We start from the raw sequence: 13,933 nt of genomic DNA on the forward strand, positions 1-13,933 counted from the left end.
TTATCCGTCAATGCGATTTTTTTGGCTTTTCTGATTTTTGGCGATATTGCGAAGGGGCACAATATGAAAATGATCAAAACTAAAGAACCGTTGCTGATTGAAGGGCCAAATGGCGACGAGAATTACTATGTCCTGCCTTTGGGTACTACCCTTTATCACGATAAAAGCTTTCCTGAAGGGCACGACCGTTATGTAGTGTATCTCAATCATAAAGGTGCAATTGCACACGAAGAAGTACCCATGAAGCCTGAGTATGGTGGTTCATTTATAGATCCGCTCTGGCTGGCCAATGTTGATGAGGAAACCTTGAAAGAAATTTTCAAACGGTTTCCGCTCTCCAAAACCGATATTGCCGCTGCTATCAAGGCCAATGAAATAACCAAGGATGATCTAGCCGACATCATCCGATCCATGCCCGACTGACCAATTCTTTTAGCTGTCGGTGAAACGAAGCTGCGATCTTTTGATCTTGATGAAAAGATAAAGTCAAAAGATCGCAGCCTTCGGCAGCTCCTACAGGGGGGGCGCGGTTGTATACAATTTTTTGCGCAGGCCCCTGACAATTTTCAGTCAGGGCATAGGTCGTCGGACAATTTCGTGGTTAACTTCGGCCTCTTGCATGCTCAATAACCACGTTAAGAAGGACTAAAGTCATGGCTCAAGTCACCCTCAAAGGCAACCCGGTTCAAGTCAACGGCCAGTTGCCACAAGCCGGTTCCAAGGCGCCAGCCTTTTCTCTGGTTGCCGGCAATCTGTCCGACGTTACCCTGAAAGACTTTGCCGGCAAGCGCAAAGTGCTGAACATCTTCCCAAGCGTTGATACCCCGACCTGCGCCACTTCGGTACGCAAGTTCAACGCTCAGGCCAACGAACTGGCCAACACCGTGGTGCTGTGCATCTCGGCTGACCTGCCATTCGCCCAAGCCCGTTTCTGCGGCGCCGAAGGTCTGGAAAACGTGCAGAACCTGTCGACCCTGCGCGGTGCCGAATTCATCGAAAACTACGGCGTAGCCATCGCTGACGGCCCGCTCAAAGGCCTGACCGCCCGTGCCGTGGTAGTGCTGGACGAGAACGACAACGTGCTGCACAGCGAACTGGTCAAGGAAATCGCTGAAGAGCCGAACTACGACGCAGCACTCGCCGTTCTGAAATAAGCGCTTTTACAATTGTTAACGGCCTGGCCCTGTCCAGGCCGTTTTCATTTGTGTATCAGTGTTTTGCCTCACACCTTGAAACGTAAGTTGAAGGTAAATTGCCGGTAAAGCTGCTTTGCTTAAATCCGATCAGTGCTTATCGTTCAGCCTCCCGTAAAAGAAGCCCACGCGCCCAATGGTTAATCAATCCATGCAATCGTCCCCTCGCAACTCCCGTCGCTGGCTGATCAGCCTGCTCGTCCTGTTGGTCATCGCCGTCCTGTGCTGGAAATTCTGGCCCGCCGGTTCGGCCCACAAGGAGGGCGCCGACAAGGCGGCGAGCGGTCATGCCGGACGTTCGGGGATGATGCGGCCGGGCTTCGGTGGCGCGGCCGGGCCGATTCCGGTGCGTGTGGCGCCGGCGGTCACGGGCGACTTCCCGCTGTATTACAAGGCACTGGGCACGGTGACTGCGCTCAACACCATCAACGTGCGCAGCCGGGTCGGCGGTGAACTGGTGAAGATCAATTTCGAGGAAGGGCAGATGGTCAAGGCCGGCGACCTGCTGGCAGAGATCGATCCGCGTCCGTACCAGAACGCCTTGCTCCAGGCTGAAGGCACTTTGCTGCAGAATCAGGCGCAGTTGAAAAACGCACAGGTCGATGTCGAGCGTTATCGCGGCCTGTACAAGGAAGACAGCATCGCCAAGCAAACCCTGGACACCGCCGAAGCACTGGTCGGCCAGTACCTGGGCACGGTCAAGACCAATCAGGCGGCGGTCAACGACGCCAAGCTCAATCTCGAATTCACCAAGATCCGCGCACCGATTGCCGGTCGCGTCGGTCTGCGTCAGGTCGACGTCGGCAACCTCGTCGCCGCCAACGACACCACGTTCCTTGCGGTGATCACTCAGACCCAACCGATCAGCGTGGTCTTCACCTTGCCGGAAAACAGCCTCGAAACCGTATTGGCTCGCTACCACAGCGGCGCCAAACTGCCGGCCGAGGCATGGGATCGCGGCGATACCAAGATCCAGGCCAGCGGTGTGCTGCAAAGCCTCGACAACCAGATCGACGTCGCCACCGGCACCCTGAAATTCAAGGCCCGTTACGATAACCGCGACCAGTCGCTGTTCCCCAATCAGTTCGTCAACGTCCATCTGCTGGCCGATACCTTGAAAGGCGTGGTACTCGCACCGTCGGCGGCGATTCAGTTCGGCACCAACGGCACGTTCGTTTACGCATTGGACGGCGACAAGAAAGTCACCATCCGCCAGTTGAAGATCGGCGCCAGTGACGGCACCAACACCGTGGTCACCGAAGGCCTCGCCGCGGGCGATCGCGTGGTGCTGGAAGGCACCGACCGCCTGAAGGAAGGCAGCGAAGTGGAAGTGGTCAACGACAGCAATGACGTGCCGACCACCCCGACCGGGCACCTGCAGGGCAAACCCGCCGCCAGTGCACCGGACGCCGCTGCGGCTGACAAGGCCAAGAAGGGCGCATGAACATTTCGCGGCTGTTCATCCTCCGTCCGGTAGCCACCACCCTGAGCATGCTGGCCATTGTTCTGGCCGGCCTGATTGCTTATCGCCTGCTGCCGGTCTCGGCATTGCCGCAGGTCGATTATCCGACCATTCGCGTCATGACCCTGTACCCCGGCGCCAGTCCGGACGTGATGACCAGTGCCGTCACCGCGCCGCTCGAACGTCAGTTCGGGCAGATGCCGGGCCTGACGCAAATGGCCTCGACCAGCTCCGGCGGCGCCTCGGTGCTGACCCTGCGTTTCAGCCTCGACATCAACATGGACGTCGCCGAACAGCAGGTGCAAGCCGCGATCAACGCCGCGACCAACCTGCTGCCGACCGACCTGCCGGCGCCGCCGGTGTACAACAAGGTCAACCCGGCGGATACCCCGGTGCTGACCTTGGCGATCACCTCGAAAACCATGCTGCTGCCCAAGCTCAATGACCTGGTCGATACGCGCATGGCGCAGAAGATCGCCCAGATCAGCGGCGTCGGCATGGTCAGCATTGCCGGCGGTCAGCGGCAGGCGGTGCGGATCAAGGTCAACCCGGAAGCCCTCGCGGCGAACAGCCTGAACCTGGAAGACGTGCGCACCCTGATCGGCGCGTCCAATGTCAACCAGCCAAAAGGTAACTTCGACGGCCCGACCCGGGTCTCGATGCTCGACGCCAACGACCAACTGACGTCGCCCAAGGACTACGCCAACCTGATCCTCGCCTACAAGAACGGCGCGCCGCTGCGTCTGAAGGATGTGGCGGAAATCGTCGACGGTGCGGAGAACGAACGTCTCGCCGCGTGGGCCAACCAGAATCAGGCAGTGCTGCTCAATATCCAGCGTCAACCGGGCGCCAACGTGATCGAGGTGGTCGACCGGATCAAGGCCTTGCTGCCGAGCATCACCGACAATCTGCCGGCCGGCCTCGACGTTACCGTGCTCACCGACCGCACCCAGACCATCCGCGCCTCGGTCACCGACGTACAACACGAACTGCTGATCGCCATTGCGTTGGTGGTGATGGTGACGTTCCTGTTTCTGCGGCGTGCCAGTGCGACGATCATCCCGTCGGTGGCGGTGCCGCTGTCGCTGATCGGTACGTTTGGCGTGATGTATTTGGCCGGCTTCTCGGTCAACAACCTGACCTTGATGGCGCTGACCATCGCCACCGGTTTTGTGGTCGACGATGCGATCGTGATGCTGGAGAACATCGCGCGTTTCATCGAGGAGGGTGATAGCCCGATGCAGGCAGCGCTGAAAGGCGCCAAACAGATCGGTTTCACTTTGATTTCGCTGACCCTGTCGCTGATCGCGGTACTGATTCCACTGCTGTTCATGGCTGACGTGGTCGGACGACTGTTTCGCGAGTTCGCCATCACTCTGGCGGTAGCGATCCTGATTTCGCTGGTGGTCTCGCTGACCCTGACGCCGATGATGTGCGCGCGCTTGCTCAAACGTGAGCCGGAAGCCCACGAGCAGGGCCGCTTCTACCGGGCCACCGGCGGCTTCATCGACTGGATGATCGCCGCGTACGGGCGCAAGTTGCAGTGGGTGCTCAAACACCAGCCGCTGACCCTGTTGGTGGCTATCGGTACGCTGGCGCTGACGGTGTTCCTATATATGGTGGTGCCAAAGGGCTTTTTCCCGGTGCAGGACACCGGGGTGATCCAGGGCATCTCCGAAGCGCCGCAGTCGATTTCCTTCGCGGCCATGGGCGAGCGTCAGCAGGCGCTGGCCAAGGTGATTCTCGAAGATCCGGCGGTGGAGAGCCTGTCGTCCTACATCGGCGTCGACGGCGACAACGCCACGCTCAACAGCGGTCGCCTGCTGATCAACCTCAAGCCCCACGGCCAGCGTGACCTGAGCGCCACCGAGGTGATCGCGCGCCTGCAACCGCAACTGGACAAACTGGTCGGTATCCGCCTGTTCATGCAGCCGGTGCAGGATCTGACCATCGAGGATCGGGTCAGCCGCACCCAGTACCAGTTCAGCATGTCCTCACCGGATGCCGAGCTGCTCAGCCAGTGGAGCGGGCGTCTGGTCGAGGCTTTGGCCCAGCGTCCGGAACTGACCGACGTCGCCAGCGACTTGCAGGATAAAGGCCTGCAGGTCTATCTGGTGATCGACCGTGATGCGGCTTCGCGCCTCGGTGTCTCGGTGCAGAACATCACCGATGCGCTGTATGACGCCTTCGGCCAGCGGCAGATCTCGACCATTTACACCCAGGCCAGCCAGTACCGCGTGGTGCTGCAGGCGCAGGCCGGGGAGAAGATCGGCCCGGCGGCGCTGGATCAGATTCACGTCAAGACCACTGACGGTGCGCAGGTGCGCCTGTCGAGCCTGGCCCATGTCGAGGAGCGTCAGGCGCAACTGGCGATCACCCACATCGGCCAGTTCCCGGCGGTGATGATGTCGTTCAACCTGGCGCCCGGTGTGGCGCTGGGACATGCGGTGGACATCATCGATCAGGTGCAGAAGGACATCGGCATGCCGATTGGCGTGCAGACCCAGTTTCAGGGCGCGGCCGAAGCGTTCCAGGCGTCGCTGTCGAGCACCTTGCTGCTGATTCTGGCGGCGGTGGTGACCATGTACATCGTGCTCGGCGTGCTTTACGAAAGTTACATCCACCCGATCACCATCCTGTCGACCCTGCCGTCGGCGGCGGTGGGTGCCTTGCTCGCGTTGCTGCTCAGTGGCAATGACCTGGGGATGATCGCGATCATCGGCATCATCCTGTTGATCGGTATCGTCAAGAAAAACGCGATCATGATGATTGACTTCGCCCTCGACGCCGAACGCACCCAGGGCATGGCGCCGGAGCAGGCGATCTATCAGGCGGCGCTGCTGCGCTTCCGGCCGATTCTGATGACCACTCTGGCAGCATTGTTCGGCGCGGTGCCGTTGATGCTCGCCACTGGTTCCGGGGCTGAGTTGCGTCAACCACTGGGTCTGGTGATGGTCGGCGGCTTGTTGGTGAGCCAGGTGCTGACCCTGTTCACCACGCCGGTGATCTACCTGTATTTCGATCGCCTCGGTCGGCGCTTTGGCAAGACCAATGCCGACCGCGAAGAGGTTTCGGTATGACTGTCCGTACACATATCCCTTGTAGGAGTGAGCCTGCTCGCGATGGCGGTATGCCTGCCTCTACCGATATTGAATGTGCCGACCTCATCGCGAGCAGGCTCACTCCTACTGGGGAGTGCGGTGAAATTAAGGATCTTGGTCAATGAACCTCTCCGGTCCTTTCATCAAGCGCCCGGTCGCGACCATGCTCCTGAGTCTGGCGATCATGCTGCTGGGCGGTGTCAGTTTCGGTCTGTTGCCGGTGTCGCCGCTGCCGCAAATGGACTTCCCGGTGATCGTGGTTCAGGCCAGTCTGCCCGGCGCCAGTCCCGAGGTGATGGCGTCCACGGTGGCGACGCCGCTGGAGCGCTCGTTCGGCGCGATTGCTGGCGTCAACACCATGAGCAGCCGTTCCAGCCAGGGTTCGACCCGGGTCATTCTGCAATTTGACCTCGACCGTGATATCAACGGCGCGGCGCGGGAAGTGCAGGCGGCGATCAACGCTTCACGCAACCTGTTGCCGAGCGGGATGCGCAGCATGCCGACCTACAAGAAGGTCAACCCGTCGCAGGCGCCGATCATGGTGCTGTCGCTGACCTCGGATGTGCTGGAAAAAGGCCAGCTCTACGACCTGGCCTCGACCATCCTCTCGCAGAGCCTGTCCCAGGTGCAGGGTGTCGGTGAAGTGCAGATCGGCGGCAGTTCGCTGCCGGCGGTGCGTATCGAACTTGAACCGCAGGCGCTGAACCAGTACGGCGTGGCGCTCGACGATGTGCGTAAGACCATCGCCGGGGCCAACGTGCGCCGGCCCAAGGGCTCGGTCGAAGACGGCGAGCGCCTGTGGCAGATCCAGGCCAACGACCAGTTGGAGAAGGCCAAGGATTACGAGTCGCTGATCATCCATTACAAGGACGGTGCGGCCCTGCGTCTGAAGGACGTGGCCAAGGTCAGCGACGGCGTCGAAGACCGTTACAACAGCGGCTTCTTCAACGATGACGCGGCGGTATTGCTGGTGATCAACCGTCAGGCTGGCGCCAACATCATCGAGACGGTCAACGAGATCAAGGCGCAGTTGCCGGCGTTGCAAGCGGTGCTGCCGGCCAGCGTCAAACTGAACCTGGCGATGGACCGCTCGCCGGTGATCAAGGCCACACTGCACGAAGCGGAAATGACCCTGCTGATCGCTGTGGCGCTGGTGATTCTGGTGGTGTTCCTGTTTCTCGGGAATTTCCGCGCCTCGCTGATTCCGACGCTGGCAGTGCCGGTGTCGCTGGTCGGCACCTTCGCGGTGATGTACCTCTATGGCTTCTCGCTGAACAACTTGTCGCTGATGGCGCTGATTCTGGCTACCGGGCTGGTGGTGGACGATGCCATCGTGGTGCTGGAGAACATCTCCCGGCACATCGACGAAGGCGTCAAACCGATGCAGGCTGCCTACCTCGGGGCCAAGGAAGTCGGATTCACCTTGCTGTCGATGAACGTGTCGCTGGTGGCGGTGTTCCTGTCGATCCTGTTCATGGGCGGAATTGTCGAGAGCCTGTTCCGCGAGTTTTCCATCACCCTGGCAGCAGCCATCGTGGTGTCGCTGGTGGTCTCGCTGACCCTGACGCCAATGCTCTGCGCGCGCTGGCTCAAGCCGCACACGCCGGGCCAGGAAAACCGCCTGCAACGCTGGAGCCGTCGCGCCAACGACTGGATGGTCGGCAAATACGCGACCAGCCTCGATTGGGTGCTGCGCCACCGCCGTCTCACTTTGCTCAGTCTGATCATTACGGTCGGGGTCAACGTCGCGCTGTACGTGGTGGTGCCGAAGACCTTCATGCCGCAGCAGGACACCGGCCAGTTGATCGGTTTCGTCCGGGGTGACGACGGTCTGTCGTTCAGCGTGATGCAGCCGAAAATGGAAACCTTCCGCCGTGCCGTGCTCAAGGACGAAGCAGTGGAAAGCGTCGCCGGGTTCATCGGCGGCACCAACGGCACCAATAACGCGTTCATGCTGGTACGCCTGAAGCCGATCAAGGAGCGCAACCTGTCGGCGCAGAAAGTCATCGAGCGCCTGCGCAAGGAAATGCCCAAGGTGCCCGGCGCCCAGTTGATGCTGATGGCCGATCAGGATCTGCAATTCGGCGGTGGTCGCGAGCAGACCACCTCGCAATACAGCTACATCCTGCAAAGCGGGGATCTGGGGGCGTTGCGCGAGTGGTACCCGAAAGTGGTGACCGCGCTGCGCGCACTGCCGGAGCTGACCGCCATTGATGCTCGCGAGGGGCGTGGCGCGCAACAGGTGACGCTGATTGTCGACCGCGATCAGGCCAAGCGCCTCGGGGTCGACATGAACATGGTCACGGCGGTGCTGAACAACGCCTACAGCCAGCGGCAGATTTCGACGATCTACGACAGCCTCAACCAGTATCAGGTGGTGATGGAGGTCAATCCGAAATACGCGCAGGATCCGGTGACGCTCAATCAGGTGCAGGTGATTACCGCTGACGGTGCGCGGATTCCGTTGTCGACCATCGCCCATTACGAAAACAGCCTGGAAGACGACCGTGTCAGCCACGAAGGCCAGTTCGCTTCCGAAAGCATCGCGTTTGACATGGCTGAAGGCGTGACCGTGGAGCAGGGCAGTGCCGCGATCGAACGGGCGATTGCCAAGGTCGGTCTGCCGGAAGACGTGATCGCGAAAATGGCCGGCACCGCCGATGCCTTTGCCGCGACGCAGAAGAGTCAGCCGTTCATGATCCTCGGCGCGTTGCTGGCGGTGTATCTGGTGCTCGGTGTGCTGTATGAAAGCTACATTCACCCACTGACGATTCTTTCGACCTTGCCCTCGGCCGGGGTCGGTGCGTTGCTGTCGATCTATGCGCTGGGCGGCGAGTTCAGCCTGATTTCGCTGCTCGGATTGTTCCTGTTGATCGGGGTGGTGAAGAAAAACGCGATCCTGATGATCGACCTGGCGCTGCAACTGGAACGCCATCAGGGCCTGTCGCCGCTGGAGTCGATCCGCAGTGCCTGCCTGCAACGGCTGCGGCCGATTCTGATGACCACCCTGGCGGCCATCCTCGGCGCCTTGCCGTTGCTGCTCGGCCGCGCGGAAGGCGCAGAAATGCGCCAGCCTTTGGGCCTGACCATCATCGGCGGCCTGATCTTCAGCCAGGTCCTGACCCTTTACACCACGCCTGTGGTTTACCTCTATCTCGACAAGCTGCGCCACCGCTTCAACAAGTGGCGTGGCGTGCGTACTGACGCCGCTCTGGAAACTCCGCTATGACTGACCGTTCGCTTCTCAATCTGGCCACTGCGCGCGGCTCGCGCCTGTTGAGCCTGTCGCTGTGCGTGGCGATGCTCAGTGCCTGCGCTGTGGGCCCGGACTATCAGCGTCCGCAGACCGCCGAGGTCGCGCAATACAAAGAGGCCAAAGGCTGGCGTCAGGCCAATCCGAGCGATTCGCTGGCGCGCGGTGCCTGGTGGGAGTTGTATGGCGATCAGCAACTCAATGGCCTGATCGAAAAACTCAACAGTTCCAACCAGACCGTGGCGCAATCCGAAGCCCAGTTTCGTCAGGCCCAGGCCTTGGTGCGGAGTGCCCGTGGAGCGTTTTATCCCAGTGTCGACCTGAGCGTGGGCAAGACCCGCTCCAGCCAGGGCACCGGCAGCAGCAGTTCGAGCCTGAGCAGTTCCGCCAGCGGCATTCGCGACACCTACAACGCGCAGTTGGGCGTGAGTTGGGAAGCGGATATCTGGGGCAAGTTGCGCCGTGGCCTGGAAGCCAATGAGGCCAGCGCCCAGGCGAGTTTTGCCGATCTGGCCGCGATGCGTCTGAGCCAGCAGTCGGAGCTGGTGCAGAACTACCTGCAACTGCGGGTCATCGACCAACAGAAACGCCTGCTCGAAGCCACCGTCGCGGCCTACGAAAAATCCCTGCAAATGACCCAGAACCAGTACCGCGCGGGGATTTCCGGGCGTGATGCGGTGGCGCAGGCACAGACCCAGTTGAAAACCACCCAGGCCGATCTGGTGGATCTGATCTGGCAGCGGGCGCAGTTTGAAAATGCCATCGCCGTGCTCACCGGGCAGGCGCCGGCCGAATTCAGCATCGCCGAAACGCAGAACATTCCAAACCTGCCGCAGATTCCCCTGAGCCTGCCTTCGCAACTGCTGGAACGGCGCCCGGACATCGCTTCGGCGGAGCGCTCGGTAATCGCCGCCAACGCCAATATCGGTGTGGCCAAAGCCGCGTACTACCCCGATCTGACCTTAAGCATGAGCGGCGGCTACAGCAGCAGTACCTCGAAAAATCTTTTAACGCTGCCGAACCGTTTCTGGTCGGTCGGGCCGAAACTGAACTTGCCGATATTCGACGGTGGCATCCGTTCGGCCGAAGTTGATCGCACCGAGGCGGCGTACGACCAGACCGTCGCCAAGTATCGCCAGACCGTGCTCGACGGCTTCCGTGAAGTGGAAAACTATCTGGTGCAATTGAAGGTGTATGAAGACGAAGCGGCGGTGCGTCAGGAAGCACTGGATGCGGCGCGCGACTCGCTGCGTCTGACCCAGAATCAGTACAAGGCCGGGTTGATTGCCTACATCGATGTGGTCGTGGTGCAGGCCACGGCGCTGAGCAACGAGCGCACTGTGCTGAACATTCTGCAGAGCCGCTTGATCGCCAGCGTGCAATTGATTGCGGCGCTGGGTGGCGGCTGGGACGGACAACTCGATGTCAGCGACAATCGCTGATCCGTTAGAGCGAGCCTGCTCGCGAAGGCGTCAGTTCGGTCGATATCTGCGATGAACGTGCTGGCTTTTTCGCGAGCAGGCTCGCTCCCACATCAATCGCGCTGATTGCCGGAATCCTGGGAACGAGGCCCGGGCCAGAGCCTCGCAAAACCATCAAACAAGCGTTTCATCGGCTTGATGGCAAAATGATTACTTTGTCAGTGCGTTCTTCTGCGCAATCAGTACAATCGCCGCATTTGCCCGGCCGAGAATGGACGCAGTACGGCGCGGGTGGTCGCGAGAATCTTCATGCTCATCGGTAATTATTCCTTCACCCTGGTTTTCATTTCTTTGTGTGTGGCGATCCTCGCGTCCTACACCGCGCTCGATCTGACCGGGCGCATCGCCAGCGCCCGTGGGCGCGCAGTGCATTTCTGGACGGCCGGCGGTGCACTGGCGATGGGGGTCGGCGTCTGGTCGATGCACTTCATCGGCATGTTGGCCTTCAAGCTGCCGATCGACTTGGGCTACGACATTGCGATTACCGCGCTGTCGCTGCTGATTGCCGTGCTGTCCTGCGGGTTTGCCCTGTGGCTGGTCAGCCAGCCGAAACTGCCGATTTGGCAATTGGCCTTTGGCGCTTTGGTCATGGGCGCCGGCATCAGTGCAATGCATTACACCGGCATGGCCGCGCTGCGCATGACGCCTGGCATCGATTACGACCCGACCCTGTTCGGCGCCTCATTGCTGATCGCGGTCGGGGCCTCGGCGGCGGCGTTATGGATCGCCTTCCGCCTGCGCCAGCACTCGCCTTATGTGCGTCTGATTCGTGGTGGTGCGGCAGTGATCATGGGCATCGCGATTGTCGGCATGCACTACACCGGCATGGCCGCCGCGCAATTTCCTGACGGCAGTTTCTGCGGTGCAACGCTCGACGGCCTCAAGGGCAACGGCCTCGACAATCTGGTGCTGATCACCACGCTGGCGGTGCTGTCGATCGCCTTGCTCACTTCGATTCTCGATGCGCGCCTTGAAGCGCGTACCGCCGACCTGGCGCATTCGCTGACCCTGGCCAACCGTGAACTGACGCAACTGGCATTGCACGACACCCTGACCGGTCTGCCGAACCGTATGCTGCTGGACGACCGGATTAATCAGGCGATGAAGAAGGTCGAGGAGCAGGGCGGTTGTTTTGCGTTGATGTTTATCGATCTGGACGGTTTCAAACCGGTCAACGATGCCTTCGGCCACCACATGGGTGACCAGTTGCTGCGTGAAGTCGGGGTGCGCCTGCGCGAAGATCTGCGCAGTCAGGATACGCTCGCGCGAATTGGCGGCGACGAGTTCGTGCTGCTGGTGCGTCTGAGCGAACCCGACGATGCTCTGGGGCTGGCCGCGCGTCAGGTCGGGTTGCTCGGTCAGGCGTTCCGCGTGGCCGAGCACGACTTGCAGATTTCTGCCAGCGTCGGCATTGCCCTGTACCCGGGCAACGGCCTGAGCGCCCAGGAACTGCTGATGAATGCCGACGCGGCGATGTATCACGCCAAGGGCAGCGGCAAAAACGGTTACAGCTTCTTCGATGCTTCGATGAACAGCAACGCGCGCAAGCAACTGCAGCTGTTGCAGGACCTGCGCGCCGCGCTGGAACACAGTCAGTTCAGCCTGTATTTCCAGCCCAAATTCGACGCCATCAGTGGTCGTCCGGTCGGTGCCGAAGCGCTGCTGCGCTGGCAACATCCGACCCAGGGCATGTTGCTGCCCGACAAATTTATCGATCTGGCAGAGAAGACCGGCCTGATCATCGCCATCGGTGAATGGGTGCTCAATGAAGCTTGCCGGCAGATGCGCGAATGGTACGTGCTCGGTTACACCGACTGGCGCATTGCGGTGAACCTCTCGGCCTTGCAGTTCTGCCACGCGGGGCTGGTGCAGAGCGTGGCCAAGGCGCTGGCGACCCACCACCTGCCGGCCAACAGCCTGACCCTGGAAATCACCGAAACCACGGCCATGAGCGACGCGGATGCGAGCATGAAGGTGTTGCAGGAGTTGTCCGACATGGGCGTCGACCTGTCGATCGACGACTTCGGCACCGGTTATTCGAGCCTGATGTACCTCAAGCGTTTGCCGGCCAACGAGCTGAAGATCGACCGCGGTTTTGTCCGCGATCTGGAGCATGACAGCGATGACGCGGCCATCGTCTCGGCGATTGTGGCGTTGGGCCAGGCACTCGGTTTGCGCATTGTTGCCGAGGGGGTGGAGACTGGCGTACAGCAGGACTTCCTCACGCAGTTGGGCTGTGATTCGTTGCAGGGCTATCTGTTGGGCCATCCGATGCCGGCGGATCGCTTCATGCAGAACATTGCCCGTGGAGAGGCTCTGGCGGCTGTCTGACTGCATTCTGTGGCGAGGGAGCTTGCTCCCGCTGGGGCGCGAAGCGGCCTCGTTTTTACTCGGTTTTACTGTGTTGCCCGGAATCACGGCTGCTTCGCAGCCGAGCGGGAGCAAGCTCTCTCGCCACAAAAAACATCTCAGTCTCATGCAGGGTTTTGTCTTTGACAGAGCCCATGCAAAACCGCCCAATGGCGGTTATTCTTCAACCCGACTGTCAAGTGTGCATTGGGGGGAAGGGCCAACATGGATAAAGTCATGGTAATCACCGGTGGCGGGCGCGGAATTGGCGCCGCTACGGCGTTGTTGGCTGCCGGGCAGGGCTATCGGATCTGCATCAACTATCAGTCGGATGAACAGGCCGCGCAAAGCGTGCTGGAGCAAGTGCGGGCGCTGGGGGCGCAAGCCATTGCGGTACGCGCCGATGTCAGCATCGAAGACGAAGTGATCGCGCTGTTTCAGCGGGTCGACACCGAACTGGGGCGGGTCACCGCGCTGGTGAACAACGCCGGCACCGTCGGGCACAAGTCGCGGGTCGATGAAATGTCCGAATTTCGCATTCTCAAGATCATGAAAACCAACGTCTTGGCGCCGATTCTCTGCGCCAAGCACGCGATCCTGCGCATGTCGCCCAAACACGGCGGGCAGGGCGGCAGCATCGTCAACGTCTCCTCGGTCGCCGCGCGCCTGGGCTCGCCCAACGAGTACGTCGACTACGCCGCGTCCAAAGGCGCACTCGACACCTTCACCATCGGTTTGTCCAAGGAAGTGGCGGGCGAGGGGATTCGCGTCAACGCGGTGCGTCCGGGCTATATCTATACCGATTTCCATGCATTGAGCGGCGATCCGGATCGAGTCAGCAAGCTTGAGTCGGCGATCCCGATGGCCCGGGGCGGACGCCCGGACGAGGTGGCGGAAGCGATCATCTGGTTGTTGTCGGACAAGGCTTCTTATGCGACCGGGACGTTTGTTGATCTGGGTGGTGGGCGCTGATCGTTGGGATTTGTGTTGCCTGATATGGCCTCTTCGCGAGCAAGGCCGCCCCCACAGGTGGCCGCGCTTTTTCCGGAGGGAAGGGGTCCACCGTGGGGGCGGGGGTGGTCCGGGAGGCGCCA

The 13,933-nt window shown here is 60.8% G+C and carries 8 protein-coding genes; all 8 read left to right on the top strand.

The window, feature by feature from the left end; genetic code table 11:
* Positions 1-63: 63 nt before the first annotated feature.
* The 8 genes from LVD08_RS20690 to LVD08_RS20725 all read left to right on the top strand — a co-directional run bounded on the left by LVD08_RS20690 (position 64) and on the right by LVD08_RS20725 (position 13,811).
* Positions 64-423 (top strand): hypothetical protein, encoded by a 360-nt coding sequence (locus LVD08_RS20690; RefSeq protein ID WP_243753581.1) that lies wholly within the window; start codon positions 64-66, stop codon positions 421-423.
* 230 nt (positions 424-653) lie between these two features.
* Complete coding sequence (tpx, locus tag LVD08_RS20695) at positions 654-1,154, top strand: thiol peroxidase (RefSeq protein ID WP_007968505.1); 501 nt, start codon at positions 654-656, stop codon at positions 1,152-1,154.
* Positions 1,155-1,329: 175 nt separating this feature from the next.
* Entirely contained in the window at positions 1,330-2,637 is a 1,308-nt protein-coding gene (locus tag LVD08_RS20700; RefSeq protein WP_027613731.1) for an MdtA/MuxA family multidrug efflux RND transporter periplasmic adaptor subunit, read from the top strand.
* Complete coding sequence (locus LVD08_RS20705) at positions 2,634-5,735, top strand: MdtB/MuxB family multidrug efflux RND transporter permease subunit (protein ID WP_247269109.1); 3,102 nt, start codon at positions 2,634-2,636, stop codon at positions 5,733-5,735. The genes LVD08_RS20700 and LVD08_RS20705 overlap by 4 nt, the downstream gene beginning before the upstream one ends.
* 142 nt (positions 5,736-5,877) lie before the next feature.
* The gene (locus tag LVD08_RS20710; RefSeq protein WP_027613729.1) at positions 5,878-8,985 is read left to right on the top strand and encodes an efflux RND transporter permease subunit; all 3,108 of its coding nucleotides are present in this window, start codon (positions 5,878-5,880) and stop codon (positions 8,983-8,985) included.
* On the top strand, positions 8,982-10,451 hold the full coding sequence (locus LVD08_RS20715; RefSeq protein ID WP_247269110.1) for an efflux transporter outer membrane subunit: 1,470 nt from the start codon (positions 8,982-8,984) through the stop codon (positions 10,449-10,451). The genes LVD08_RS20710 and LVD08_RS20715 overlap by 4 nt, the downstream gene beginning before the upstream one ends.
* Before the next feature lie 288 nt (positions 10,452-10,739).
* Positions 10,740-12,821, top strand: coding sequence for a putative bifunctional diguanylate cyclase/phosphodiesterase (locus LVD08_RS20720; RefSeq protein ID WP_247269111.1), 2,082 nt, complete (start codon positions 10,740-10,742; stop codon positions 12,819-12,821).
* Between the two features lie 243 nt (positions 12,822-13,064).
* Entirely contained in the window at positions 13,065-13,811 is a 747-nt protein-coding gene (locus LVD08_RS20725; protein ID WP_247269112.1) for an SDR family oxidoreductase, read from the top strand.
* Positions 13,812-13,933: the final 122 nt, after the last annotated feature.

It is taken from the genome of Pseudomonas sp. YL2, assembly GCF_023063025.1.
GTDB lineage: Bacteria > Pseudomonadota > Gammaproteobacteria > Pseudomonadales > Pseudomonadaceae > Aquipseudomonas > Aquipseudomonas putida_A.